General features: G+C 61.2%; 23 protein-coding genes. 8 read left to right on the top strand and 15 right to left on the bottom strand.

The annotated features are described in order from the left end of the window. Positions 1–247 precede the first annotated feature (247 nt). From apbC to QDY28_RS04680, 3 genes are all read right to left on the bottom strand, one after another. On the bottom strand, positions 248–1,399 hold the full coding sequence (apbC, locus tag QDY28_RS04690) for an iron-sulfur cluster carrier protein ApbC (protein WP_331380506.1): 1,152 nt from the start codon (positions 1,397–1,399) through the stop codon (positions 248–250). Between the two features lie 626 nt (positions 1,400–2,025). Next, positions 2,026–2,766, bottom strand: coding sequence for a helix-turn-helix transcriptional regulator (locus QDY28_RS04685; RefSeq protein ID WP_442967477.1), 741 nt, complete (start codon positions 2,764–2,766; stop codon positions 2,026–2,028). A 319-nt stretch (positions 2,767–3,085) separates the two neighbouring features. Then, the gene (locus tag QDY28_RS04680; RefSeq protein ID WP_331380862.1) at positions 3,086–3,871 is read right to left on the bottom strand and encodes an IclR family transcriptional regulator; all 786 of its coding nucleotides are present in this window, start codon (positions 3,869–3,871) and stop codon (positions 3,086–3,088) included. A gap of 160 nt (positions 3,872–4,031) precedes the next feature. Between QDY28_RS04680 and QDY28_RS04675 the strand changes: the two genes are divergently transcribed. The 4 genes from QDY28_RS04675 to QDY28_RS04660 all read left to right on the top strand — a co-directional run bounded on the left by QDY28_RS04675 (position 4,032) and on the right by QDY28_RS04660 (position 7,334). Beyond that, complete coding sequence (locus QDY28_RS04675) at positions 4,032–4,802, top strand: SDR family NAD(P)-dependent oxidoreductase (protein WP_331380504.1); 771 nt, start codon at positions 4,032–4,034, stop codon at positions 4,800–4,802. Between the two features lie 71 nt (positions 4,803–4,873). Further along, the gene (locus QDY28_RS04670) at positions 4,874–5,806 is read left to right on the top strand and encodes a 2-dehydro-3-deoxygalactonokinase (RefSeq protein ID WP_331380503.1); all 933 of its coding nucleotides are present in this window, start codon (positions 4,874–4,876) and stop codon (positions 5,804–5,806) included. Continuing rightward, positions 5,806–6,441 (top strand): 2-dehydro-3-deoxy-6-phosphogalactonate aldolase, encoded by a 636-nt coding sequence (locus tag QDY28_RS04665; protein ID WP_331380502.1) that lies wholly within the window; start codon positions 5,806–5,808, stop codon positions 6,439–6,441. The genes QDY28_RS04670 and QDY28_RS04665 overlap by 1 nt, the downstream gene beginning before the upstream one ends. Positions 6,442–6,446: 5 nt before the next feature. Further along, a complete protein-coding gene (locus tag QDY28_RS04660; protein ID WP_331380501.1) occupies positions 6,447–7,334 on the top strand; it encodes an SMP-30/gluconolactonase/LRE family protein in 888 nt (295 codons plus the stop codon). A gap of 239 nt (positions 7,335–7,573) precedes the next feature. On the opposite strand, the gene QDY28_RS04655 is transcribed toward QDY28_RS04660, so the two are convergent. Next, positions 7,574–7,837: a hypothetical protein gene (locus QDY28_RS04655; RefSeq protein ID WP_331380880.1), complete on the bottom strand. Its 264-nt coding sequence runs from the start codon at positions 7,835–7,837 to the stop codon at positions 7,574–7,576. Here QDY28_RS04655 and QDY28_RS04650 point away from each other — a divergent pair. Next, positions 7,719–8,303 carry a PRC-barrel domain-containing protein gene (locus QDY28_RS04650; protein WP_331380861.1) on the top strand — a complete coding sequence of 195 codons (585 nt, stop codon included), beginning with the start codon at positions 7,719–7,721 and terminating at the stop codon, positions 8,301–8,303. The genes QDY28_RS04655 and QDY28_RS04650 overlap by 119 nt on opposite strands. 75 nt (positions 8,304–8,378) lie before the next feature. Here the strand turns inward: QDY28_RS04650 and QDY28_RS04645 are convergent, their stop codons facing one another. Further along, positions 8,379–9,737: a putative bifunctional diguanylate cyclase/phosphodiesterase gene (locus QDY28_RS04645; protein WP_331380500.1), complete on the bottom strand. Its 1,359-nt coding sequence runs from the start codon at positions 9,735–9,737 to the stop codon at positions 8,379–8,381. A 118-nt stretch (positions 9,738–9,855) separates the two neighbouring features. Beyond that, positions 9,856–11,598 (bottom strand): response regulator, encoded by a 1,743-nt coding sequence (locus tag QDY28_RS04640; protein WP_331380499.1) that lies wholly within the window; start codon positions 11,596–11,598, stop codon positions 9,856–9,858. Between the two features lie 336 nt (positions 11,599–11,934). Here QDY28_RS04640 and mutL point away from each other — a divergent pair, with 336 nt between their 5' ends. Together mutL and QDY28_RS04630 are read left to right on the top strand one after the other, a co-directional pair. Then, positions 11,935–13,761 carry a DNA mismatch repair endonuclease MutL gene (mutL, locus tag QDY28_RS04635; RefSeq protein ID WP_331380498.1) on the top strand — a complete coding sequence of 609 codons (1,827 nt, stop codon included), beginning with the start codon at positions 11,935–11,937 and terminating at the stop codon, positions 13,759–13,761. A gap of 81 nt (positions 13,762–13,842) precedes the next feature. Further along, positions 13,843–14,073 (top strand): DUF2093 domain-containing protein, encoded by a 231-nt coding sequence (locus QDY28_RS04630; protein ID WP_028750554.1) that lies wholly within the window; start codon positions 13,843–13,845, stop codon positions 14,071–14,073. A gap of 12 nt (positions 14,074–14,085) precedes the next feature. On the opposite strand, the gene lpxK is transcribed toward QDY28_RS04630, so the two are convergent. The 6 genes from lpxK to QDY28_RS04600 form a co-directional block, all read right to left on the bottom strand. Then, a complete protein-coding gene (gene lpxK / locus QDY28_RS04625; protein ID WP_331380497.1) occupies positions 14,086–15,129 on the bottom strand; it encodes a tetraacyldisaccharide 4'-kinase in 1,044 nt (347 codons plus the stop codon). Positions 15,130–15,221: 92 nt separating this feature from the next. Next, on the bottom strand, positions 15,222–15,947 hold the full coding sequence (locus QDY28_RS04620) for an HAD family hydrolase (protein ID WP_331380496.1): 726 nt from the start codon (positions 15,945–15,947) through the stop codon (positions 15,222–15,224). Positions 15,948–15,957: 10 nt separating this feature from the next. Then, positions 15,958–17,277: a lipid IV(A) 3-deoxy-D-manno-octulosonic acid transferase gene (gene waaA, locus QDY28_RS04615; protein WP_331380495.1), complete on the bottom strand. Its 1,320-nt coding sequence runs from the start codon at positions 17,275–17,277 to the stop codon at positions 15,958–15,960. A gap of 177 nt (positions 17,278–17,454) precedes the next feature. Next, positions 17,455–17,700, bottom strand: a complete 246-nt coding sequence (locus QDY28_RS04610; protein ID WP_028750550.1) for a DUF4170 domain-containing protein — start codon at positions 17,698–17,700, stop codon at positions 17,455–17,457. 61 nt (positions 17,701–17,761) lie between these two features. Continuing rightward, entirely contained in the window at positions 17,762–18,571 is an 810-nt protein-coding gene (locus QDY28_RS04605; RefSeq protein ID WP_331380494.1) for a 3'(2'),5'-bisphosphate nucleotidase CysQ, read from the bottom strand. A 21-nt stretch (positions 18,572–18,592) separates the two neighbouring features. Continuing rightward, the gene (locus QDY28_RS04600; RefSeq protein WP_331380493.1) at positions 18,593–19,942 is read right to left on the bottom strand and encodes a TldD/PmbA family protein; all 1,350 of its coding nucleotides are present in this window, start codon (positions 19,940–19,942) and stop codon (positions 18,593–18,595) included. 149 nt (positions 19,943–20,091) lie between these two features. Between QDY28_RS04600 and QDY28_RS04595 the strand changes: the two genes are divergently transcribed. Then, positions 20,092–21,909 carry a monovalent cation:proton antiporter-2 (CPA2) family protein gene (locus QDY28_RS04595; protein ID WP_331380492.1) on the top strand — a complete coding sequence of 606 codons (1,818 nt, stop codon included), beginning with the start codon at positions 20,092–20,094 and terminating at the stop codon, positions 21,907–21,909. Here the strand turns inward: QDY28_RS04595 and QDY28_RS04590 are convergent. Genes QDY28_RS04590 through QDY28_RS04580 form a run of 3 tightly spaced genes read right to left on the bottom strand, consistent with a single transcriptional unit; the run spans position 21,906 to position 25,297 of the window. After that, positions 21,906–22,772 (bottom strand): patatin-like phospholipase family protein, encoded by an 867-nt coding sequence (locus tag QDY28_RS04590; RefSeq protein WP_331380491.1) that lies wholly within the window; start codon positions 22,770–22,772, stop codon positions 21,906–21,908. The genes QDY28_RS04595 and QDY28_RS04590 overlap by 4 nt on opposite strands. A gap of 17 nt (positions 22,773–22,789) precedes the next feature. Further along, positions 22,790–23,356 carry a 16S rRNA (guanine(966)-N(2))-methyltransferase RsmD gene (rsmD, locus tag QDY28_RS04585; protein ID WP_331380490.1) on the bottom strand — a complete coding sequence of 189 codons (567 nt, stop codon included), beginning with the start codon at positions 23,354–23,356 and terminating at the stop codon, positions 22,790–22,792. Positions 23,357–23,362: 6 nt separating this feature from the next. Beyond that, positions 23,363–25,297: a pseudouridine synthase gene (locus QDY28_RS04580; RefSeq protein ID WP_331380489.1), complete on the bottom strand. Its 1,935-nt coding sequence runs from the start codon at positions 25,295–25,297 to the stop codon at positions 23,363–23,365. Positions 25,298–25,339: the final 42 nt, after the last annotated feature.

The raw sequence follows: 25,339 nt of genomic DNA, 5'->3' as shown, positions 1-25,339 counted from the left end.
TCCTTCGTCCGTCATGACAAAGCCGACTGCTCAAGCGAGACGAAGTCACCATTAGGCAGAGAGCCGTCATCGGATATGCCCGACCAAACTCACGCCGGCGGCGCATATGCAGCAAAGCCCGCAAAGAATCAAGTCACAACCCCTTCGATGCGCGCTTTCACCGCAGATTCACAATTGGGCGAAGTCATAGCACACGGCGCGGGCAAGGCAATCGCGCCGATCGCTGTTCAGTGCACGCGCTTGTGAATTATTCGAAGACGATGGCGGGTGCTGCGCGTTGAGGCGTGTTGCTGACCTGCGCCCAGACTTTGGCCGCGATATCGCGATAGATACCGGCGATGGTGCCATTGGGGTCGCAAGCGACCAACGGCGTACCGGCATCGGACGTCTCGCGGATACCCATGGTCAGCGGCACTTCGCCGAGGAAGGGTATGCCAATGCGCTCGGCCTCCTTCCGCGCCCCGCCGTGACCGAAAATATCATACCGGGCGCCGGTGTCCGGAGCGATGAAATAGCTCATGTTTTCGACAATGCCGAGAACGGGTACTTCCACCTTCTGGAACATGTTGATGCCCTTGCGGGCGTCGATCAGCGCCAGATCCTGAGGCGTCGAAACGATGACGGCGCCGGCGAGCGGCACCTGCTGCGCCATTGTAAGCTGCGCATCGCCGGTACCGGGCGGCATGTCGACGACCAGCACGTCGAGCTCGCCCCAGGCAACCTCCCGCAGCATCTGCAGGAGTGCCGACTGCACCATCGGCCCGCGCCAGATCATCGCCGTCTCTTCTTCGACTAGGAAGCCCATGGACATGACCTTGAGGCCGTAATTCTGCATGGGGTTGATGATGCGCCCGTCGATCTGGGTCGGCCGGCCGGAAATCTTCAGGAGGCGCGGCATGGAAGGCCCGTAGATATCGGCATCCAGAATGCCGACCCGCAGGCCGTTGGCGAGCAGGCCGAGCGCGAGGTTGACGGCCGTGGTCGACTTGCCGACGCCGCCCTTGCCGGAGGCAACCGCGATGATGGCTCCGATGCCGGGCACGCCGATCTTGGCAGCGCGCGGCGGCTGTTGCGGCGCATGGGCATGAGTATGAGCATGCGGCTGGGCAGGAGCCGGGCGCGGCGCAGGCGCGCCAGCGGCATTGGCCTTCTTGTCGGCCGTCAGGGCGACCATCGCGCCTTTGACGCCGGGCAACTCCTTGATCACCCGCTCGGCAGCAAGCCGCATCGGTTCCAGTTCCTTGGCGCGCTCCGCCGGAACCGTAATTGAGAAATAAACCTTGGCATCGGAAATGAAGACATCCGAGACCATGCCGAGCTCAACGATATTGTGCTCCAGGTCGGGGCCACGAACGGTCCTCAACGTTTCCAGAACCTGTTCCTTGGTGATGTCCGTCATTCCATCCTCACTGCACGATTTCCATCCGGATCGCCGCGCATGGACGTCCACGCGGCAAACGCTCCAGATCTCTTGAGGCTTAAATAGTGGAGTGGGGGAACTTCGCCAAACGAAATTAAGGGAATATCGACACAGAACTCAGTCCGTTGCGGCCGGCAGGTCCGCCGGGCTTATAGCCCTACCAGCCGCAACGCTCCCTTGGAGACCGAAATGTCAGCGGCGGACATAAAGCAAAGCTTCGAAAGAAGTAGGGCGAGCGCGCGAAAAATCGCTCCTTCAAGCCCGTAGATTTTGGGGACGTGCCAAATAAGCAACAGGCGCCGCCCTACCTGCCGCTGCGAAAAAGCAACGGCTATGGTATCGGCGGCGCCTGCCGGATCCGCGCGCGTTTGTCGGCGCTGTCATCAAAGTCCCCTCTGGACCTCTGCCAATTGAAATGCAGAAAGCGTGCCAATTCGTCGAAATCAAAAAAGATACATCTTTTCAATCTGTTATTGAATCAACCGCGCCGAACCTAAAAACGACCGCATAAGATAGCGGCAAACTTTATGTGCAGCGCACAAAATTCGCGCAGAAAATTGCCGGATTTCGCTCGCGCTTACTAACCTTCCCGCTCGGATGATGCCCTATTTTATCAGTCCCACACGCAGCGCCTTTGCGACTGCCTGAGTGCGGTTGACCGTGTCCAGTTTCTTGGTAGCCCGGTTCAGGTAGTGATTGACCGTATGTTCGGAGAGGGTCAGGATCTCGGCGATTTCGGCACTGGTCTTGCCGGCCGCCGTCCAGTTCAGGCAATCGATCTCCCGGTCGGTCAGTGCATCGACGACGCGTATGTCCATATTGCGGATTTCGGCGAGCCTGTCGAAAACATAGATCGCGACAAAGCTGAGATCCTTGATCTCTTCGGACGTGAAGGGCTCGCGATCGCCGGCAAGCGATATCGCGCCACGAAGACCGGATGCGTCATGGGTCGGCAAATAGACGCAGCGCGTCATGCGAAAGCGTTCGAACAGGGCAGCGATGAGTTCGGCTTTTCCGTCGTCGCGATTGGTGTGCGCCGTCGTCTCGTGGACGAAAGGCAGTGTGGAACTGCGCAGGCGCCGCAGCACAGGGCTGTTGGTCATCAGCCCTTCCTGATCGTAGGTCGCCAGGAGTTCGGCAGGCCAGTTGTTGATGACCGAATTGCTCTGCAGTTCGAAGGATGTCACCGGCGGCAGGTTCAGCACCATGAAAGCCCGGCAGCGATAAGCTTCAGTCAGCCGCTTCATGAAACGAAAAACATCGAACTGCGTTTTTAGACTGCTAATTTCATGAATGTAATCTTCGGCCCGAGGGGCCTTTCCCGCCTGCACCAATGCTGCCATCATTAGTCTTCTTTATATAAGGGAGGGGCACAAACGCGAAACCGCCGCCTCCAAGCCTCCGGGTCACCACATGAACGCCGACAAACCGGCGCTTGATCAATATAAATTTTAAAAATTTCGTCTGCTGCGACACCATTTGCTGCGTCGCCGGATAACCGACTCGCCAACCTCCTCCAGGTGTAGCCGCAGGCATCAAGGAGAACGGCAGTTCACCTGCGATTCCCACAAGCAACTCAGAATAAACGTGTAAGTTGGCGAAGGTCCAGCACACGAAAGGCCAAATTGGTGAATTTCACATGACAGTCGAGAAAAGCAGGCGAATTTAACGCCTCGGACCGAGGCGACTGTGCATATCCTGCATGATCGCGGCCGCCGCTGCTCTTACCAAAGGCGCCCATTCCTGCAATTTTTCCGGCGTAACGCGGTAGGCGGGGCCGGTGACCGAAACGCCGGCCAGCATATCATTATCATCGGAGTAAATTGGCGCGGCAACGCAGCATATGCCGCTCTCGTGCTCTTCACGGTCAAAAGCGCAACCGCGCCTTCTGATCGCCTCAATGTCTGCCCGGAGATCTGCCAAGCTGCGATGGGTGCGCTCGGTGTAGGCGTGAAACTCGAGGCCGGCGACGCGTGCTTCGAAACTGATATCGTCGAGCGCGGACAAAGCAGCCTTGCCGACGCCCGTGCAATAGGCCGGCGAGGCATTGCCGATCTGCGAGTACATGCGGACGGACTGCCGGCCTTCGACTTTGTCGAGATAAATGACCTCGGTGCCGCGCAACACGCCGAGGTGCACGGTTTCGCCGGTCTGCGCCTGCAGCAGGCGCAGATGCGGCTCGGCGACGGTGCGAAATTCATTGCGCGCCCAACTGCGCGAGGCAAGGCTCAAGAGCCTGATGCCGGGCACATAACAGCCGTCGCGATCGGTCTCCAGCAGCCCTTCTTCGACGAGGTGAGACAATTGCCGATGCAGCGTGCCGCGCGGCTGGTCGGAGAGAGACAGAATGTCGGTGAAGCGCATTGGACGATCGGCGAGCGCAACGAGATCGACGAGCGTCATGAGCTTGCCGAGCGTGCCGGTTTCCCGGCCGCGACGGATTTCCCTCATGTCATCGCCCTGCCTCGAATTCACGATTGCCTCCGCGCGCTGCTGACATAGCCTCACGTCCTTGACACGATGGAAGGGTAATCGGATAATTCCATATAGTCAAATTATGTTCCGAATAATGGAACAGTAAGGTATTTTCAGTTCACGGGAGGAAACGAACTTGACCGAGATACAGGCACAATTTGCCGACCTTAAGGATCGCACCGTCCTGATCACCGGCGGTGGCTCCGGTATCGGCGCTGCACTTGTCGAAGGTTTTGCCCAACAGGGTGCCAAAGTCGCCTTCATCGACATAGCCGAGGAGCCGAGCAAGGCACTTGTTGCCCGGCTTTCTTCGCAGTCGGCGCATCCCGTCGCCTTCTATCATGCCGACCTGCGCGATATTGGTGCCGTCAAAAGCACGGTCGCTGCCGTCGAATCCGATCTCGGCGCAATTCGCGTCCTCGTCAACAATGCCGCCTGGGACGACCGGCACGAGATAGACACAACCACCGAAGAATATTGGGACAACAATCAGGCGATCAACCTCAAGCAGGTTTTCTTCGTCTCGCAAGCGGCAGCGCCAGGCATGCGCGCGGCCGGCGGCGGGGCGATCATCAATTTCTCATCAATCGTCTTCAAGATGAACCCGCCGCATCTTTCCGCTTACGCAACCGCAAAGGCCGGGATCATCGGCCTGACCAAGAGCCTTGCCGGCCGCTTCGGGCCGGAAAATATCCGCGTCAACGCGGTTCTGCCTGGCATGATCGTCACCGAGCGGCAGATGGAACTTTGGCTGACGGAAGAAAGCATAGCGAGGACAGTCGAGCGCCAATGCCTCAAGCATGTTCTGAAGGCCGCCGATCTGGTCGGCCCGACGCTTTTTCTCGCGTCCAACTGCTCAGGCAGCATCACCGGGCAGTCCATCATCGTCGACGGAGGTATTTTCTGATGAAAAACCAGCGGCATTTTCTAGTGAAAAACCAGCGGCATTTTCTAGTGAAAAATCAGAGGTATTGTTAAATGGCACGACCCGCATACATAGCGGTCGATTGGGGCACCAGCAGTTTCCGGCTGTGGCTGATCGGCGAAGATGACAGCATTCTCGGCGAACGCCGCAGCGGCGAAGGCATGACCTCGGCGGCTCAGACGGGCTTTGCGAATGTGCTGCAGTCGCATCTCGATGCACTCGCCGCGCCGGAACACCTTCCCGTCATCGTCTGCGGCATGGCCGGAGCGCGACAGGGCTGGGTGGAAGCCGGGTATATCGACACGCCGACGTCGCTCTCCGCCATTCTTACCGGCGCCGTCTCCGTACCCGGTCAATCGCGCGATGTCCGTATTTTGCCCGGCCTTGCGCAACGCGCCAAGGAAGCGCCCGACGTCATGCGCGGCGAAGAGACGCAATTGCTCGGCGCGATCGCTGCCGACGCCAAGGGCGAACAACTCGTCTGCATGCCCGGCACCCATTCGAAATGGGTGCGTGTCGTCGACGGCCAGGTCACTGGCTTTTCGACCTTCATGACCGGCGAGCTCTTCGACGTCATTACCAAACACAGCATCCTGTCCCACGCCGTTGCCGGCGCGGCCGATATGCCCGCGGACGCCTCCGCCTTCGAAACGGCGATCAAAGCTGCCTTCAACAAGCCGGCGCTTGCCACCAACCTGCTCTTTACCGCCCGTGCCGGCCAACTTCTGCATGGCCTGACGGCGGCCGGAGCCCAAGCGTTGATTTCCGGCACGCTGATCGGCGCCGAAATCGCCGGGGTGCTGTCATCCGCGGGACAAGGGGCTGCGATCACACTGGTCGCCTCCGGACGCCTGCAGGCGCTCTATGAAGATGCGTTCCGCACCCTTTCCCTCACCTATACGACTGTTGATGCCGATGCCGCCGTCCGCCGCGGGCTTTCCGCCGCTGCCAAGGCGATCTGGCCGAATGACGAAAGAAAAAGCTGATGACGACCCGCGTCCCCTTCCCTGCCATGAAGCGCCCCCTCATCGCCATTCTCCGCGGTATCAAACCCGAGGAGACGGCTGACATCGTCGGCGCGCTGATCGATGCCGGCTTGACGGCAATCGAAATCCCGCTGAATTCGCCAGAGCCCTTCCGCTCTATCGAGATCGCCGCCAAGATGGCGCCCGCGGATTGCCTGATCGGCGCCGGCACGGTGCTGACCGTGGAGGATGTCCACCGGCTGGATGCCGCTGGCGGCAAACTGCTGGTGACGCCGAATGTCGAACCCGCAGTCATCAGCCGCGCCCGCGACAAGGGCATGGTGACCATGCCTGGCGTGTTCACCGCAACGGAAGCTCTTTCGGCCGCGGGGGCCGGCGCCACGGGCCTCAAGTTTTTCCCGGCCGGCGTGCTCGGTGCCTCCGGCATCACCGCCATCCGCGCCGTCTTGCCGCCCGAACTCGTTATCGCGGCGGTCGGCGGCGTTTCGGACAAGAATTTCGCCGATTACACCAAAGCAGGCATCCTGGCTTTCGGTCTCGGCACCAGTCTTTACAAGCCGGGAATGACGACCGCAGAGGTTGCCGAACGTGCCAAGGTGACCATTTACGCCTATGATGCTGCCGTAGGAGCCTGAGACATATGACTGACATTCATGATTTCCAGGGCAATATACTCTGCAACACCGCATCGGCCCTGGGCGAAGGACCGACCTATGATCCCGATACGGATACGGTCTGGTGGTTCAATATTCTCGGCAAGGAGTTGCATGAACTGCATTTATCGTCAGGCAAGAAGGAGGTTCACGCTCTGCCGATGATGGCGAGCGTACTCGCCCGCGTCGATGCCGAACGGCAATTGATCGCCACGGAAAACGGATTGTTTCTGCGCGATATCAGATCCGGCGAATTGACTTTCTATGCGGCGATCGAGGCTGACAAGCCGGAAAACCGTTCCAATGACGGGCGCACGCATATCTCCGGTTCCCTGTGGATCAGCACCATGGGCAAGCGCGCGGAACTGCAGGCCGGCGCAATCTATCACGTCGCGGCCGGCAAGGTGACGAAGATCTTCGACCAGCTCAGCATTCCGAACTCCATCTGCTTTTCGCCCGACGGAACGATCGGTTACTTCACCGATACCCGCATCAGCCAGTTGATGCGGGTGCTGGTCGACCCGCTGACGGGGCTTCCGGTCGGCGAACCGATCGTCATGGTCGACAGCATGGAGGATCCCGGCGGCCTCGACGGCTCCGTCTGCGATGCCGACGGTTATATCTGGAATGCTCGCTGGGGCTCCGGTTTCGTCGATCGCTACAGCCCGGACGGCTTGCGAATCGAGCGCTATCGCGTGCCCGCCATGCAGCCGTCCTGCCCAGCCTTCATCGGTCAGAATGGTGACCGCCTCGCCGTGACCACCGCCTGGGAAGGTCTGGATGAAGACGCTCGCTCGATGCAGCCGCAAGCCGGTGCACTTCTCGAACTCGGCCGGACGGTCAAGGGCGTCTTCGATCCCGTCTACAAGATCTGATTGTATTCGATCTTTTTCTCGCGTGGTGGGAGATAATGCGGCCGGCAGAGATCTTGCCGGCCTGCGGCGTTCAGACCGTCGCCGGACGCTGAGCGCTCCGCCAATCGCTGCAACCGACTGCCAGATTAATTGCTTCGGTTGTACAAAGCGGCATCTCATCCGCCTATTTTTTCCGGTTATTTCTGCCCAACCGCGGCAATATGCGGCCGTTTCCCGCAACTCTTGCCGGAACTAAACCCTCATTCGACCATTTTCCTTAACGAACCGGCACGGTGATGGTCAGCCAAAGGAGTGGCCCCGCCCGAGCTGGTGAACAAGCCCATCAGAATGAAAGGTAGGTTCACGATGACCGGCAAATTGTTCACTTCCGCCGCTGCTGGCGCAATCTTTGCTACAGCATCGGTTCTTTCCCCGATGGCTTTGGCGCAGCAGCAGCCGTCAACTGACAACAATACTACTGCGCCGATGACAAAAACCGCCCCGGCAACGCCTGACACGACCAAGCCGGCTACCAAGATGCAAAATGATGCCCAGGCTCCGGCTCCGGCGCCGACAACAACCACGGCTCAGGGTCCGGGCTATCTGACCGAACAGTCGGCAGATCAGATGAGCGCCAAGACCTATATAGGCCAGTCGGTCTACAACGCTCAGAACAAGAGCATCGGTAGCATCGACGACCTTATCCTGCAGAAGCAGGGCGGTATTGTAGCCGCGATCGTTGGCGTCGGCGGCTTCCTGGGCCTCGGCCAGAAGAATGTCGCTGTTCCGTTCGACAAGATCACCGCTACCCAGAACACCCAGGACGGCAGCATCAAGCTGACGACCACCGAAACGGCTGAGTCGCTGAAGGCCGCTCCGGAGTTCAAGACGCTGTCCATGCAGGCTTCCGAAAAGGCTGCAAAGACCCCGGCAACAGCCGCAGTGCCTGGAACCGACACCACGACGACCTCGTCGACGACCAATAAGTAACGAAGGTCATCGCGCAACATTAAAAACGGCGGTCTTTACAGGCCGCCGTTTTCGCATTTGTCTTAGCCATCTCATTCAGGCGCTTTCGCGCTCACCGCCGAGTTCGTAGTGGTTTTCGTGGAGATATCGCAGCGTCGCGACGCTATCGGCGGGTTTGCCGTAGTAATAGCCTTGCCCCATCGCACAGCCGAGCGACCGGAGTGCTGCCGCCTCGGCATAGTCTTCGATCCCCTCCGCAACGACTTGCAGGTCAAGCCCTTCGCACATCGCCAGGATCGCCTTGATGATATGTTCGGAGGCACGATCGGAATTGATGCGCGAAACGAAGGCGCGATCGATTTTCACCTTGTCGAAGATGAAATCACGCAAGCGCCCGAGGCTCGATTGGCCGGTGCCGAAATCATCCAGCGAGATGCGCACGCCGGCTGCCCTGAGATCGGCAATGATGCGATGTGCCGTGTCGGCCGAGCTCATGACCGCGGTCTCGGTGATTTCCAGTTCCAGGCGGTGCGGATCGAGGCCGACGCGGCCGAGAATGGCGAGAATGCTGCTGCTCGTGCCGGGATCCATCAATTGCGCCGATGACAGGTTGAAGGAGAGGAAGAGCTCGCGCGGCCAGGAAAGTGCGGCCTCGGCCGCCTTGCGCAGCAGGGTCTCGGAAAGAGCATCGATAAAGCCGCGCTCCTCGGCAAGCGGAACGAAGACGGCGGGCGAAACAAAGCCGAGGTCGGCGTCGTTCCAGCGGGCCAGCGCCTCGAAGCCGACGATCAGATTGTTGGCGAGCGAAACGATCGGCTGGAAATGCACGTCGATGGCGTTGGAAATGATGGCATTGCGCAGCGCCTGTTCAAGCTGCGTCGCGCGCTTCATCTCCTGGGCGATCTCCTTGGAATAGACGGTGATCTGGCCACGGCCGCGCCGCTTGGAACGATAAAGCGCCGTTTCGGCGCTTTTCAGCAGATCTTCGAACTCCTCGCCGGCAAAGGGATAGATGGCGAAACCGAAGGAGGCGGAAAGACGGACGTTGCGGTCGCCGAGATCATAGGGCGCCGACAGCACCTCACGGATCATCTGCCCGAACTTTTCGGCGCCAACACGTTCAAAGACCAGCGGCAGCACGAAGGCAAATTCGTCACCGTCGTGGCGGGTGACGGTGGCGCCGTCGGGGATGCAGGCTTTCAGGCGATGCGCGACCTGGCAAAGGATCTCATCGCCAGCTTCGACACCGAAGAGGTCGTTGATGGGCTTAAAGGAATCGAGATTGGCGATGCCGATGGTGAAGGGTGCAGGATCGCTCGCGCGCTCGACGGAAAGCACGCGCGCGCGGTCGCGCATGCGATAGCGGTTGCCCAAGCCGGTCAGCGGATCGGTATAAGCCATCGCCTGCAATTCATTGTGACTTACTGGCGCAAGCGGAATTTCAGCCGATTTCATATTCAGTCCCGACACTCTCCTCCACCCGCGAAAGAGAATGACGGCGAAGTCTTAACAAAGGATGGCGGGACGGCAGTCATTCCATGCGAGGAAAATCTATTCATTAGACATTAAAAAACTATGAGAGTTGCTGGATTTGAGCTTTGCGGCCGCCGCGCATGTATTTCTGAAACACGGTCTCGAGAATATCCGGGCTCACGGGCTTCATGATGATATCATCCATGCCGGCATCGATACATTCGTTGCGGTCCCGCTCGAAAGCCTGAGTAAGCACACCGATGATCGGGGTGTGCGAACCGCCCCCTTTTTCCGTGCGGCGGATCAGTCTTGCGGCTTCAAAACCGTTGAGGCCCGGCAGGGAAATATCCATCAGGATCAGTTGCGGGCGGTGTTCGCTCCACAGCCGCACCGCCTGGTCGCCTCTGGTGGCGATGATGTAGCGATAACCGAGCCCTTCCAGGATCTGCGAGAAGACGATCTGATTGATATCGTTGTCTTCGGCAACGAGGATCTGGAAGCCGCTATCCTCACTGCCGGTTGCGATCTGCCAATCATCCGCGCTGCCTTCGATGGGATCGCCCGATTTGCCGCGGATATTGCGATTGAAATGCCGTGCGATCAGGAAGGTGAGTTCGGTGGCGAGCTGCGAGCCGTCCAGCGACAGAGCCGGCACATTCTGCCGCTCGGCCAATTCCAGGCCGCGGTTGCCGAGTTGGTTGTCGACGATGACGAGATCTATTTTGATGCCGAGAGAGCTTGCGACATCCAGAAATGCCGCCTCCTCGCTTTCATTGTGGACCGAACATGCCTCGAAGCCGTATTTGGCGAGCATCTTCAACGCCGCCGATTCCGCGGCAAGATCGGCGGTGACCACGAGGATCTTCCGACCTGAGAAATTTTCGGGAACGAAGGTCTCCATCGCCGGAGGGCGACGCGAGGCGGTCTGAAGCGCTGCCATCGGCACATAGGCGCGTCGGTAAGACCGGTCGCTGTTCTCTTTGATCTCCGTGGCAAGAGCAAATTCGTCGAAATCCGCCCCGTCTTTCGGCAGGTCCTGCATGGTGGCGACCAGGAAATAGCGGCCGGGCTTGCCGATGCGCTGCTTCCTCGTGACCACATCGCGCTCGATACCGTCGCGCGCGATTTGCCTCTGGCGCGAAATCGACATTTCGCCTGTCTCCAGGACATGCCGGTCGCTCTCCTCGAAGCGACTGGCAATATCCGTCGAGAAAAGATCGACGCCCTTGCGGCCCAGCACCTCATCTGCCGAGGTCTGGTATTTGTCGCAGAACGCCTTGTTGACCGCGACATAGACCATATTGCGGTCTTTGACGAAGAGCGGAAACGACAGATTGTCAAGAATGTCTTCGGTGAGCTGCACGCGCTCCATGTCGAGACGCCATTGCTCCTCTCGCTTCTTCACCTCCGAAATATCCGAGAGAATGCAGACGCCGAGACCGGACGGCAGCCGGCGCTTGACGAAGCGGACCCAGCGGTCCGCGCCGAAATGTTCCGTCGTTTCAAAACGCTCGCGCCAATGCGAGGCGATGCGCTGCGATATCCAATCATCGCGCGTGACTGCCGATCTCGCACGAGCATCATGATGGCGAACGCCGCTGTCGAACACAGCGCCCAGGAAGTCGCGCAGCCGCGTCGATGGCTGCAGGAACTGCGGCGGGATCGGGAAAAAATTCAGGACCTGACGGCTGGCAAACAGGAGCAGATCGTTCTTGTCATAGATAAGGAAGGCACTGGAGAGCCCATCGCAGACCGCATCGAACAGCGCCGCCTGCAGATTGCCGTCAGACGGCATATCTTCGGCCATTGCTGCAAAAGCTGCCTTGTCAATCTCGGCAGTCATTCGTCCGATTCCTACATCTATCCAGTACCGCGGTACGCCAGGTTTGAGAGCGATCACAGCTCCCGAGGTAAATTTATGGAAATATCATGCTGGCCCGAACACTCGAAACAGGCGGAAGCCGGCCGCTGTATGGCGGTCGCCAGCCTGCCGCCAAAAGCCGAAACGTGCGTGAGCGCGCCACCTGCAATCATTTCAAGTTTTATGAATGCAACCTGTCATCATTCCCTTAAGCTTTGATTAAATTTCTAAACAAAGCTCCCGCTGAATCGGGTGGATGACGAAAGACAGTCTGCGTTTTCTCTTTCCACCTCGCCGCGAATCCACGAAAATGCGGATATGGCCATCAAGCAACTCTCCGAAACCCTGATCAACCAGATCGCCGCCGGCGAAGTCATCGAGCGGCCGGCGAGTGCGGCCAAGGAACTGATCGAAAACGCCCTGGATGCCGGCGCGACGCGCATCGAGATCGCGACGGCCGGCGGCGGCAAGGCGCTGCTGAGGGTCAGCGACAACGGCGCCGGCATGGAACAGGCGGATCTGGAACTGGCGGTCAGACGGCACTGTACCTCGAAGATATCGGACACGCTGGAGGATATTCGCACCCTCGGCTTCCGCGGCGAAGCCCTGCCCTCGATTGGCTCGGTAGCGAAGCTGTCGATCGCCAGCCGGAAGCCCGGCAGCGACGGGGGCGCCGAGATTGCGGTCGCCGGCGGCAGGGTGCTGCACCTGCGCCCGGCAGCGGCCAATCCCGGCACGATCGTCGAGGTGCGCGACCTGTTCTTCGCCACGCCGGCGCGATTGAAATTCCTGAAGACGGAAAAAGCCGAGGCTGCGGCGATCAGCGAAGTCGTCAAACGCATGGCGATCGCCTTTCCGCGGGTGCGTTTCGTGCTCTCCGGCAGCGACCGCTCGACGCTGGAATTTCCAGCCACCGGCGACGATCATCTCGCCCGCATGGCGCAGGTGCTCGGCCACGAGTTCAAGGACAACGCCATCGAACTCGACGCCGCGCGGGAAGATGTGAGCTTGACCGGCTTCATCGGCGTGCCGACCTTCAATCGCGGCAACTCGGCGCATCAATATGCCTTCGTCAACGGCAGGCCCGTGCAGGACAAGCTGATCCTGTCGGCGATCCGCGGCGCCTATGCCGAGACAATCCCCTCGGGGCGCTATCCCATCGCCGTTCTTTCCATCAGGCTCGATCCTGCCCTCGTTGACGTCAATGTGCATCCGGCGAAGTCCGATGTACGCTTCCGCGATCCGGGGCTGGTGCGCGGCCTGATCGTCGGCGCCATCCGCGAGGCTTTGGCGCGGGAAGGCGATCGCGCCGCGACGACCGGCGCCGACGGCATGCTTCGCGCCTTCAGCCCAGGCCGTTCCGGCTTCCAGCCGGCCTGGCCGTCGACACCATCAGCACCATGGACACCAGAGGCTTCACCATCGCGGCCCTATCAGTCCTCGGCCACGAACGGATATGGTTTCGGCGAACGGCCTCAGGCCGCCTTCGATGGCCTTGCCATGCCGACCGCCCGTGCCGAGACGGCCCCGGCTGTAGAGCTTGCACGCACGGAGGAGCCGGCTCGATTCCCCCTGGGTGCGGCGCGCGCCCAACTGCATGAGAACTATATCGTCGCCCAGACCGACGACGGCCTCGTCATTGTCGATCAGCACGCCGCGCATGAGCGGCTGGTGTTCGAAGAAATGCGCAAGGCGCTGTATTCGAAGCAATTGTCCTCGCAGGTCCTGCTGATCCCGGAAATCGTTGATCTGCCGGAGGAGGATTGCGACCGGCTGATGGTGTTTGCCGACGAGCTTGGCAAACTCGGCCTTGCGATCGAGCGTTTCGGTCCCGGAGCCATTGCGGTGCGCGAGACGCCGGCGATGCTCGGCGAAGTGGATGCGCAAGGGTTGATCCGGCAATTGGCGGATGAGATTGCCGAGTGGGAGACCGCCTCGAGTCTTGCCGCCAAACTGGAATATGTCGCCGCCACCATGGCCTGCCATGGCTCGGTGCGCTCCGGCCGAAGGCTGAGGCCAGAGGAAATGAACGCGCTGTTGCGTCAAATGGAGGCAACGCCCGGCTCGGGCCAGTGCAATCACGGCCGGCCGACCTATATAGAGCTGAAGCTCTCGGACATCGAACGGCTGTTCGGACGAAGCTGAAAACAGATACGGTCGAAAGAACTGGAAAAGTCAGGCTTGCCGGGTTATGGCAGAGATGACAGAGATCAGGGACGGCATCAGATGAATCTTTTTGAGGGACACGGAAACCGGGAGGCGAAGATTCGCTATCTCGACGGCGACTTCCAAATCCTCATGCCCGGTTCCTATGTCGTCTGCGCCATGACCGGCAAGCACATAGCGCTCGACGAGCTGCGCTACTGGAGCGTCGCACGGCAGGAACCCTATGCCGACGTGATGTCCTCGCTGGAAGCCGAAAAACGCGCCGGCGCGCTTCCGAACCAGAAGCGCTGATTGCTGCGATCCCTATTTTGCTTTCTGCTTTTCCCGTAATCGTCGCTCGCGGGCGGCTGCGACCGCACGGTCGATAATCAGAGCCGGCGCGCGGTGATCATCGAAGACCATGTCGATCTCGATGACACGGCACGCCGCCAACAGCTCGTCGGCTTGGCCGTGATGGCCGATCAGACGGACATAATCCTTGGAAGTGGTGACGATCTCCAGGCCATCGCGAGCGGCGATATCGAGAATGTCGGCTATGTCGTCTTCGCCCAGGTGTTCGTGATCGCCAAAGGTACGGCTGACGGCAATGCTGGCCCCCAACGACTCGACCGTGCGGAAGAATTTGGTGGGATCGGCAATGCCGGCGAAGGCGAGGACATTGCGCCCATGCAGATCCTCCTGGCCGCGTACCTTGATTGATGCCGCAAAGAACGGTTTTCCGGCTCTCGCTGCCATGCGCACGAGCCGGTCGGCAGCGTTGCCTCCGCCGACCTTCAGCAGCGCCGAGGCATGACGCAACTGCGTGCGCAGTGGCGCGCGCACCGGCCCGCCAGGAACGAGATGGCCGTTGCCGATGCCTCTCGTCGCATCGATGACAACCAAGGCATAGTCGATGGCGAGTTGTGCGCTCTGGAAACCGTCGTCCATGATGATGAGATCCGCGCCCTCGCGTACCAGCCGCTCCGCCCCGTCCAAACGGCGGCGTGAGATGACCGTCAATGCCTCGCGGGCAAGCAGCAGCGGCTCGTCGCCGACCGCGGTAGCGTGATGATGGTCGGGATCGACGACGGTCGTGACGTCCAGCGAACCGCCGTAGCCGCGGCTGAGGAAGCCCGGCGTCAATCCCCTTGCCTTGGCCACACGCGCGATCGTCAGCGCTGTCGGCGTCTTGCCGGCGCCGCCCACCGTGAAATTGCCGACGCAGATGACCGGTACCGGCACGGAAGCGCGCCGACCATGCGCCATGCGGTGGCCGGCAATGCAACCGTACAAAAAGGAAAAGGGCGAAAGGCCCCAGGCGCGCCAATCCGGCTTCCGCCACCAGAAAGGCGGTGCTTCCGATACCATAATCTAATCCCGCCTCGCGCCCGCTCTTCCCATAGATCTCAGCAAGGCGGCAAGAAAGGGCAGATCGGGCGAAAAAGCAAGCCTTTGCGTGCTCACACCGGCTGAGCGACCGGCAGCAGGCCTTCCAGCTCGGTAATGTCATTCAGGCAATAATCGGCGGCGGCAAGCGATTCACGCGATCCTGTGCCGGTCAGCACGCCGACCGTCAGGCCCGCGCCGGCATTGTGCCCCATATGCAGATCGTGATTGTTGTCACCGACAACGACGATTTGCGCCGGCGAAAGGCCTGTCGCCGCGCAGAAGCCGAGCACCATGCCAGGCTCCGGCTTGGTTCCGAAACCGCTGTCATAGCCAGCAATATAGTCGAGATAATCGAGAAAGCCGAAGCGGCGCGCCGTCTGGCGAATGGAGCGCTCATTGTCGCTCGAGGCGACGCCGAGCCTGTAGCCGCGCTCATGCAGGCGGCGGAAGAAACCGGCAAGATCGGTGACCGGCGCAGAGAAATCGACGGCATGGGAAAATAGCGCATCGAGCTTTTCCGTCAGCTCGATCATGTCCATCATGGAGCCGGCGGCGACAAGGCCCTCGGAAATCTCGCGGGTATTGCCGGCGGCAAGCAGGCTGTCGGGCACGATAAGGCCGGTGACCGGGTCCATGCCGCAGGCCAGAAGCAAATGATCGGCAAGGACAGCGTCACCCCGCGCCGCAATGCTGGCAAGTTCGCGATTGACCGGCAGCCAGCTCGCATCATAGTCGAGCAGCGTGCCATCCTTGTCGAAAAGAATGCCCGCGATCGCGCCCAGTTTGACCGATGTCATATACAGCCCCTTATCCCCGCGCCATCGTCTTCGGCAGCAAACGTGCCTTCACCGTCAGCGGATTGATGTAGGGTTCCAATCCCTTGATGGTCGCCGCCAGCGCCCCGCGCATCTCGTGCACGGCGACGTAGCCGGCATCGATCATGCCGCGCCGAGCCGCATCGTTGGTCAGCAGGTAATGCACGCCCCGCGCCAGCATCTCGGTGTCGCGCACCATGCGGGCGCTGCCGCGACGGGCGAGCAGTTGATAGGCATCGCGGAAATTCTGGACGTGACCGCCCGTCAGGATGGCGCAGCCGAGCATGGCCGGTTCCAGCGGGTTTTGTCCGCCCTCGTTGTGCAGCGACTTGCCCATGAAGGCGATTTCGGTCATGCGCAGATAAAGGCCCATTTCGCCGATCGTGTCGCCGAGGAAGACATCGACATCGGGCGACAGCACATCATTGCTGGTGCGGCGCGCCACTTTCAGTCCCTGCTCGGTCAGCATCGCTTCGATCGCGTCGCAGCGTTCGGGATGGCGCGGCACGATGATGGTCAATTGGCCGTTATGCTCCTTCAGCGTCTTGTGGACAATGGCGGCGGCACTCTCCTCACCCTCGAAGGTCGAGACGGCAGCCCAGGTCTTGCGGCCGCCGATCTGCTTCATGTAGCGGGCAAGGGTTGCCGCGTCATGGGGCGGTGCGTCCGTATCCACCTTGAGATTGCCGGACTTGATCACCTGCCGCGCACCCAGATCGCGATAACGCTCGGCATCGAGATCGGATTGTGCGACGACCAGCGCCAGGTTTTCGAAGAGTGCTTCCGAGAGCGCAGGATGCCGGCTCCAGCGGGCAAAAGAGCGATCCGACAGGCGGGCATTGACGAGGATTTGCGGTATGCGCCGGCGGCCGAGCTCCATGATGGTCATCGGCCAGATTTCGGATTCGGCGATGATGGTGCAATCGGGCTGCCAATATTCCAGGAAACGGCTGACGGCCGGCTGCAAGTCGAGCGGCACATATTGGTGGATGACCTCGTCGCCAAGGCGCCCCTGCGTCACCTTGGCCGAGGTGACCGTTCCCGTCGTCAGAATGACGTGGATATCGCGGCGGCGGATTTCGCGGATCAGCGGCACGACCGCCGAGGTCTCGCCGACGCTTGCGGCGTGAAACCAGACGAGCGGGCCCTGCGGACGGTTGGCGCTGGCATAGCCGAAACGCTCCAGCCGACGGGAGCGGTCTTCCTTGCCCTTGGCGGCGCGGACGGTAAGGTAAGTCCCAACAAGGGGATAGACTGCAATCCCGCCAAAGCGATAGGCACCCAAAGCGAGGCGCGCCCTAAGGCTGCTCATCTCGATTGCCTCCGATCCAAGCTGATCGTCATCGATGCCAAATCCCAATTAGCCACGGCCGAAAGTTCGGCCGATTTTTCGTTCTGATTGCGTCAAAAATACTGCGCCATAGCCGGATTAAAACGACAACGCCCGTCCGGACGGGAATATCAAATATCAAATGGGCAAAACGCGACCTTAGGAGGAAGCCTTGTCCTGCGGATCGAGCAAACGATGCAGATGGACGATGAAATAACGCATATGGGCATTGTCGACGGTCTGCTGCGCCTTCGACTTCCAAGCGGTCAGCGCACTCGCATAGTCGGGATACATGCCGACAATGTCGAGTTCGTTCAGATTGCGGAACTGCACTTCCTCGAGATTTTCCAACTCCCCGCCGAATACGAGGTGCAAGAGCTGCTTTTTGCCGCTGGTATCAGTCATTTTCGTCTCTTTCTGCTGTCGTCCCCCTCCACACTTCCTCTGAGGGATTTTGACCAAAAGGTCAACCGTTTCGTCTGTGGGAAAGCTGGCGCAGGAACACCGGCAGCCGCGCCGCCGACGCGCCGCAGAGTTCGCCGTGGGAGACATCCGCACGATTGTAGTTGAGCGGATGGCCTGAGAGATCGACCAGCCCCCCGCCTGCCCGCTCAAGAATGAGATCGGCGGCCGCGACATCCCAGTCATGGGAATTGCGTTTGACGATCGTCCCTTCCAACCGGCCATCGGCAACCATGGCGAGGCGATAGGCGAGCGACGGCACGTGCTTTGCCCGTTCGATCGTCTTGCGGAAATCCGGATCGAAGCCGTTCAACATATCCTCACCGGCGGCAAGCCTGTGGATATCGTGCTCCAACCTCTCGGAAACGGCGATAGGCTCGCCATTCTTCAGCGCCGGACCGTCAGCCGTTGCAACGAACAGTTCATCCAGTGCCGGCGCGTAAAGTACGCCCGCGGTCGGGCGCCCATCGGTCACCACCGCGACGCTGACGCACCATAGCTCAAGGCCCGACAGGAACCCACGCGTGCCGTCGATCGGATCGACCACGAAGAGGGTCCCATGCGACAGCCGCTCGGCATCGTCATCGGTCTCTTCCGAAAGCCAGCCGTAACCGGGCCGCGCGGGACGCAGGATGGAGGCGAGCTTCTCGTTGGCCGCGAAATCGGCGGCGCTGACCGGGGAACGGCCCTCGTTCTTCCACCAGACCTCGGGCGATTGGCGGAAAAAGCTGAGCGCGATATTACCCGCTTGGCGTGCCGCTTCAACGATCAGATCGAGATCGCTCAATTGGCCGACTGCGTCTCTATCGCTCATTCCGAAATTCCAATCTCCGTCTCAGCGCCCAGCCAGCGTCATGCCTTCGATGGCGAGCGTCGGAGCCGCGACGCCGAAATCGCGATCGATATCGTTTGCCGGCGTCACGCGCATGAACATGTCCTTCAGGTTGGAGGCGATCGTCACCTCCGACACCGGGAACGTCAGTTCACCGTTCTCGATCCAGAAGCCGGTCGCGCCGCGGCTGTATTCACCGGTGATCATATTGACGCCTTGGCCGATCAGCTCGGTGACGTAGAAGCCGTTGCCGACATTGCGGATCAGCTCTTCGGGGGAAATATCGCCCGGCTCCAGCGCCAGATTGGTGGAAGATGGCGAAACCGTCGTGCCGCCGCGCGAGCCGCGGCCATTGGTCTTGAGACCGCCGATCTCGCGCGCCGTCGACGTGGACAAAAACCAATGCTTCAGCACGCCATCCTCGATCATCACCAGACGCTTGCCCGAAACGCCTTCGCCATCGAAGGGGCGCGAGGCCGGGCCGCGCACGATCAAAGGATCATCGGTGATCGACAGGCCGGCCTTCAGCACCTGCTCGCCCATCTTATCGCGCAGGAAACTGGTCTTGCGCGCGACGGATGCGCCGTTGATCGCGCCGGCGATGTGACCGACGAAGCCGCGCGCCACGCGCGGATCGAAAACAACCGTCACATCCTTGCCGGTCGGAACCTGGCGCGGATTGAGGCGCTTGACCACCCGCTCGCCGGCACGGCGGCCGATGTCCTCGGCTGCGTCCAAATCGGCGAAATAGAGGCGGCTGTCGAAATCGTAATCGCGCTCCATGCCGGTGCCTTCACCGGCAATGACGCTGACGGAACGGCTGAAGCGCGAGCCCATATAGTGACCGGCAAAACCATGGGACGTCACAAGCACCATGCCGCCCATGCCGGCGGATGCGCCCGCGCCCGAGGAGTTGCTCACGCCGGGAACGGCGAGTGCTGCCTCTTCCATCGCAAGGGCTGCTTCGCGCAGTTGAACCGACGAGACCTCGGTCGGATCGAAGAGTTCCAGATCGGGATAGGTCTTGGCGAGATCGGCTTCGTCAGCCAAGCAGGCGAACGGATCTTCCGGCGAAACCTTTGCCATGGCGACAGCGCGTTCGGCCAGCGCCTTTAGGTCGAAGCCCGGATTGGCCGAGACGTTGGCAACACGGTTGCCAACAAAAACCCTTAATGAAAAATCGTCGCTTTCGGAGGATTCGGTGCCCTCGACCTTGCCGAGGCGGACGCTGACGGATTGCGCCCGCGAGCGCACGACGACGGCATCGGCCGCATCCGCACCGGCTTTCCGGGCAAGATCGATCAATTGGCTGGCGCGGGAAAGCAGAGTGGCGGAATCGATTTCTGAAGACATGATTTGGCCTTTCCTTCGCGTTCCATTTATTGTGCACTACATAAAGCATCAAGGGCGGCTACGCCGATTCTTGCCCTAATGTCTTCACGCATGGTTGTTTCTGACGGCTATGCGCTGCAACACCGCCTGCCCATAGAAAGAAACAGACGATGTCCGCGCCTAATGCCCTCTTTACCGAAACCCTGATGCTGCTCGGTGGCGCCGTCATCACGGCGCCGATCTTCAAGAAACTGGGGCTCGGCACCGTGCTGGGCTACCTCACCGCCGGTGTCGTCATCGGTCCGGTACTGCACGGTATCGGTGACGGCGAATCCGTGTTTGCCGTCGCCGAACTCGGTGTCGTGTTCCTGCTGTTCATCATCGGCCTGGAGTTGAAGCCGTCGCGCCTCTGGCAGATGCGGCGCGACATTTTCGGCCTCGGCACGGCGCAGGTGATCTTGAGCGGACTGGCGCTGACGCTCGCCGCCTACCTTGCTGCTATCGCCGGCTGGCGCGGCAGCATCATCGTCGGCTTCGGCCTGGCGCTGTCGTCCACAGCCTTTGCCATGCAGATTTTGGAGCAGGAGGGCGACGTCAACACGAAATACGGCCAGCGTTCCTTTTCGATGCTGTTGCTGCAGGACCTCGCGATCGTGCCGTTGCTTGCCCTGATCACCGTCCTCGACGGGCCGAAGCAGGCTTCCAATCCTATCCTGGACCTTGCCATAGCCCTCGGTGCGGTCGCGGCGATGATTATCGCCGGACGTTACCTGCTGACGCCGCTGTTCCAGGTCATCGCCCGGACCGGTGCCCGCGAGGCGATGATTGCGGCCGCTCTGTTCGTCGTCATGGGATCGGCAACGCTGATGCAGCTCGCCGGCCTTTCCATGGCAATGGGCGCCTTTCTCTCCGGCGTGATGCTCGCCGAATCCTCCTATCGCCATGAGCTGGAGGCGGATATCGAGCCGTTCCGCGGCGTGCTGCTCGCCATCTTCTTCATCGCGGTCGGCCTGTCGCTGAAGCTCGATGTCATTGCCGAGAACTGGCTGCTGATCGTGCTTGCCGTGCCGGTCATCATGATCATCAAGGGTGTGATCATCTATGCGCTCTGCCGGGTGACTGGTTCCTCGCATGACGATGCCATCCGCATCGCCTGCCTGCTTCCCCAGGGTGGTGAATTCGGTTTCGTGCTCTTCAGCGCGGCCAGCATGGGCGGCGGTCTCTTCTCCGCCAGCACTGCCTCGCTGCTGATTGCGATCGTAACGCTCTCCATGGCGCTGACGCCGCTCGGTGCCGCGCTTTCGAAGCGCATGCTGACGGGCGATGGGCATGAGGAGTTGGATGAGGATTTCGAGGGCGCGGGCTCGGACGTGCTGATGATCGGCTTCTCGCGTTTCGGCCAGATCGCCGCGCAAATCCTGCTTGCCGGCGGCCGCGACGTCACCGTTATCGATTTTTCCGCCGACCGCATCCGCCAGGCCTCCAACTTCGGTTTCCGCATCTATTTCGGCGACGGCACCCGCAAGGACGTCTTGCGTTCGGCGGGCATCGACCGCGCCAAAATCGTGGTCGTCAGCACGCATCAGCGCGAAATCACCGACAAGATCGTCGAGCTGGTGCAGACGGATTATCCGCATGCTCGCATCTTCGTTCGTTCCTACGACCGTATTCACTCGATCGCGCTGCGCAACCAGGGCGTCGATTACGAGCTGCGCGAAACGCTGGAATCCGGCCTCCTCTTCGGCCGCCGCACGCTGGAAGCGCTGGGGGTCAGCGAGGCCGAAGCCTTCGAGATCGGCGAGGATATCCGCAAGCGCGACGAGCAGCGGCTAGTGCTGCAGGTGAGCGAAGGATTACAGGCCGGGCGCGACATGCTCTATTCACGGCCGGTCAAGCCGGAACCGCTGGTAAAACCGAAACGCAGTGCCGATGTCTTCAGCGACGACGACGATCTTTCCATGCCAGCGGAGGAGCCGGAGCGGGCTTAATTCTTCGCGGTCATTACCCGGTCGAGCGCGAATTTCAGCTCGTCCTTGACGCCGGCCGACATCGCGAGAATGTCGCGGGCCTTCAAAAAATCGAGCACGCCGGTGCGGCCAACCAACGGCCGCAGGAAGATCTGCGGTGCAAGCAGCCGCAGCTTCAAGGCTATGTTGGACTGCATGGTCAGTTGCCCGGCGCCGAACAGGCTCTCGATGCGATTGGGGATATGGGTACCGTCGCCTTCCGGTCCGCCAACGACATCGATGCCGATGATGATATCGGCGAGCCCTGCCAGATGCTCGTAGGGAACCGGGTTCATGATGCCGCCATCGATCATGACGCGGTCACCAACTTTAACCGGCATGAAGACGGCGGGGATGGCGGCGGAGGCGGCCAGCACTGGAAAAAGCTCGCCTTTTTCGGTCACCACCTCGTTCTGATCATAATAATCAGTCGTCACCACCTTCAACGGGATGTGCAACTCGGAGAAGTCCTCCGGAAAGGTCGAAGGCAGGAAAGCGCGCAGGATACGTTCGAGATTGAACTGGCCGATCCGGAAGCTGCGCATGTTCGGCGGCCGCAGGCTCCACATCTTGTTGAGCACCGCCGGGCGATTGCCGACGGTGGCAAGCGTATAATCGCGGATCTCCGCGCCGCTCATCCCTGCCGCCATAGCGGCGCCCATGATAGAGCCGATGGAGGCGCCGGCGATGGCGACCGGACGGATGCCGAGCTCATCTAGTGCTTCGATAACGTGGATATGGGCAAGTCCGCGTGCACCGCCGCAGCCAAAGGCGACCGCGACACTCGGCGTGCTGGATGTCGCGAGCGTATAATCGCTGCCAACAAAATCGGCATAGTCGCCCATGTCTTTCTCCCTCCGCGCTAGGCCTGCCGAGGCTGATAACGGAAGAAATGCATTTTGCTGTCGCCGAAAGTCCGCTCTTCGAGAAACAGAAAATCCGGCGCGACGGCGACCGTGACGTCGGCGCGTTCCTCGAGGATCGCCAAGGCTCCCGGCACCAGCCAGCCGCCGGCTGCGGCAGCGGCAAAGGCCTTCTCACCCAGACCCTTGCCATAGGGCGGATCGGCAAAGAGAAAATCGAAAGGCTCCAGATTGCCGACGCTGCCGAGATCGGTGGCGTCGCGTCTTAACATGCGCGTGCGGCCGTGCAGGCCGAGCGCATCGATATTCTCCCAGAGCAGGCCACGGCCTTCGACGCTGCTTTCGACGAAAAGCACATGGCGGCAGCCCCGCGAGGCAGCTTCGAGCCCGACGGCGCCCGTGCCGGCAAAGACATCCATCATCCGCGTGCCGTCGATGGCCTCGGGATAGGTATGGCTCAATATGTTGAACAGGCTCTCGCGCGTGCGGTCCGCCGTCGGACGAATGTCGTTCGACTTCGGCACAGCAAGCGAACGACCGCGAAATTCACCGCCGACGATCCGCACCGCGCGTCAACCCCTTCCGCCCTTAGGGCCGCCCCTGCCGGAGCCGCCGCGATTCGGGCCGCCGCGGCCGGGACCGCCGGACGGACGACCAGCGCCAGCGGGCTTGCCCGAGAAGCCGCGTGCACCGCCGGGCTTTCCGCCCGGCTTGCCGCCAAAGGACTTTCCTCCGCCTGGCTTTTTACCGAAGGGCTTGCCCGCAGGGCGGTCACCGTAAGAACGCTCGCCCTGCGGACGATCACTGCGAGGCCGTTCGGAACGCTGCTCGCCATCGAAGGATCTCGTGCGCGGACGCTCGTCTCCTTCGGAGCGCGGCCGACGATCACCACGCGGTTTGTCACTGAAGGGCCGATCGCCACGCGGCGGACGATCGCCAAAGGGGCGATCACCGCGAGGACGTTCGGAACGGCCTTCGCCCTGGAAGGATTTCGTGCGGGGACGGTCACCGCCCTCCGACCGCGAGCCGCGTTCGCCGCGTGGACGGTCGCCAAACGACCGATCGCCGCGGGGTTTGTCGCCAAAAGATCGTTCGCCACGCGGACGGTCATCGCGAGAGCGCTTGCGATCAAAACCTTCGTCTTCACCACGCGATTTACGCGGCGCAACCTCGCTCGAGCGGATCCATTCGCCGTCACCCTCGTCGACACGGTTGATCCGAACGCGCGGGCCTTCGTCCGGGCGGTCGAAGCCGCTGCGCTGCGGGCGCTCCGTTTCGCCGCGCTTGGCGGCGGTTTTCGAATTCTTGGCGGCCTTCAGGGCTGCCTTTTCGCCGAGCGGGCGGGCGCCGGGCGCCATCCAGACATTGGCGCTGCGGCGCGCGCCGAGCGGCTGCCGCTTCGGACGATCATCCTCCGCGTGGCGCGAGCCTTCGCGGCGATCATCCCCACGTCGGCCCCCCTCACGACGATCGTCGCGCTTGGTGTCGAGACGGCTCAGGGCGCGCTCGCGCTTGTCCTCCGGGCGCTCGCGCCGTGGGCGGTCTTCTTTCGCGGCGCGGGCCGGCTTGGCATCCGCCTCATCCTCGGCGGAAACAGCCGATGTATTGTAAAGCGGCGCGTCGAAATTCGCCTTGGCGTCTTCCACCAGGCGGGGGCCGAGCTGATCGCGCAGTGTGCGGCCGCGCACTTCCAGCACCCGGCCTTCCGGCAACTCGCCGAGCTGGAACGGGCCGTAGGAGATGCGGATCAGGCGGTTGACCTCAAGGCCGAGTGCGCCGAGCACATTCTTGATCTCGCGGTTCTTGCCTTCCCGCAGGCCCATGGTGATCCAGACGTTGGAGCCTTGCGTGCGGTCGAGCGTCGCCTCGATCGAGCCGTAGAGCACGCCATCGACGGCAATGCCTTCCCTCAGCTTGTCGAGCGCTTCCTGATCGATCTCGCCGTGGGCGCGGACGCGATAGCGACGCAGCCAGCCGGTGGTCGGCAGTTCCAGCACGCGGGCAAGGCCGCCGTCATTGGTCAGCAGGAGCAGGCCTTCGGTGTTGATGTCGAGACGGCCGATCGACATGACGCGCGGCAACTCTTCCGGCAGGTTGTCGAAGACGGTCGGACGCCCTTCCGGATCGGCGTTGGTGGTCACAAGGCCGGCCGGCTTATGATAGAGCCACAGACGCGTGCGCTCTATGCCGCGGATCGGCACGCCATCCACTTCGATCTTGTCGGCGAGCGTGACGTTGACAACCGGAGTATCCAGCAGCACACCGTTCAGCTTCACGCGGCCATCCAGGATCATGCGCTCGATGTCGCGGCGCGACGCCACGCCGGCGCGGGCCATCACCTTGGAAATGCGCTCGGCTTTTCCATCTCCGCCTTCCGCCTCTGTCGCCACTTTGGCGGGCGCAGCCTTCATCGGCCTTGCGTCGTCGCGTGTCTTCGCCGGCTTCGTCTTGGCATCGCGGGTAAAGGGTTTGGACCCAGGCCGCTTGGGCTTGTCATTCATTGTCATTTGTTGTTTGCCTGAATTTTTAAGGCGTGTTCCTATCAGGTC

Source organism: Rhizobium sp. BR 362 (genome assembly GCF_036528765.1).
Taxonomy (GTDB): Bacteria; Pseudomonadota; Alphaproteobacteria; order Rhizobiales; family Rhizobiaceae; genus Rhizobium.
This window is presented reverse-complemented; position numbering and strand designations above follow the sequence as displayed.

Bases quoted from the DNA above. Each gene is read 5' to 3' on its own strand.
- QDY28_RS04600 (WP_331380493.1), bottom strand. From the start codon at position 19,942: ATGTCTTCAGAAATCGATTCCGCCACTCTGCTTTCCCGCGCCAGCCAA.
- QDY28_RS04580 (WP_331380489.1), bottom strand. From the start codon at position 25,297: ATGACAATGAATGACAAGCCCAAGCGGCCTGGGTCCAAACCCTTTACC.
- QDY28_RS04640 (WP_331380499.1), bottom strand. From the start codon at position 11,598: ATGACTGCCGAGATTGACAAGGCAGCTTTTGCAGCAATGGCCGAAGAT.
- QDY28_RS04665 (WP_331380502.1), top strand. From the start codon at position 5,806: ATGACGACCCGCGTCCCCTTCCCTGCCATGAAGCGCCCCCTCATCGCC.
- lpxK (WP_331380497.1), bottom strand. From the start codon at position 15,129: ATGGTATCGGAAGCACCGCCTTTCTGGTGGCGGAAGCCGGATTGGCGC.
- QDY28_RS04680 (WP_331380862.1), bottom strand. From the start codon at position 3,871: ATGAGGGAAATCCGTCGCGGCCGGGAAACCGGCACGCTCGGCAAGCTC.
- QDY28_RS04605 (WP_331380494.1), bottom strand. From the start codon at position 18,571: ATGAGCGATAGAGACGCAGTCGGCCAATTGAGCGATCTCGATCTGATC.
- QDY28_RS04645 (WP_331380500.1), bottom strand. From the start codon at position 9,737: ATGAAATCGGCTGAAATTCCGCTTGCGCCAGTAAGTCACAATGAATTG.
- QDY28_RS04590 (WP_331380491.1), bottom strand. From the start codon at position 22,772: ATGGGCGACTATGCCGATTTTGTTGGCAGCGATTATACGCTCGCGACA.
- QDY28_RS04660 (WP_331380501.1), top strand. From the start codon at position 6,447: ATGACTGACATTCATGATTTCCAGGGCAATATACTCTGCAACACCGCA.
- QDY28_RS04685 (WP_442967477.1), bottom strand. From the start codon at position 2,766: ATGATGGCAGCATTGGTGCAGGCGGGAAAGGCCCCTCGGGCCGAAGAT.
- mutL (WP_331380498.1), top strand. From the start codon at position 11,935: ATGGCCATCAAGCAACTCTCCGAAACCCTGATCAACCAGATCGCCGCC.
- QDY28_RS04670 (WP_331380503.1), top strand. From the start codon at position 4,874: ATGGCACGACCCGCATACATAGCGGTCGATTGGGGCACCAGCAGTTTC.
- apbC (WP_331380506.1), bottom strand. From the start codon at position 1,399: ATGACGGACATCACCAAGGAACAGGTTCTGGAAACGTTGAGGACCGTT.
- waaA (WP_331380495.1), bottom strand. From the start codon at position 17,277: ATGAGCAGCCTTAGGGCGCGCCTCGCTTTGGGTGCCTATCGCTTTGGC.
- QDY28_RS04610 (WP_028750550.1), bottom strand. From the start codon at position 17,700: ATGACTGATACCAGCGGCAAAAAGCAGCTCTTGCACCTCGTATTCGGC.
- QDY28_RS04630 (WP_028750554.1), top strand. From the start codon at position 13,843: ATGAATCTTTTTGAGGGACACGGAAACCGGGAGGCGAAGATTCGCTAT.
- QDY28_RS04620 (WP_331380496.1), bottom strand. From the start codon at position 15,947: ATGACATCGGTCAAACTGGGCGCGATCGCGGGCATTCTTTTCGACAAG.
- QDY28_RS04595 (WP_331380492.1), top strand. From the start codon at position 20,092: ATGTCCGCGCCTAATGCCCTCTTTACCGAAACCCTGATGCTGCTCGGT.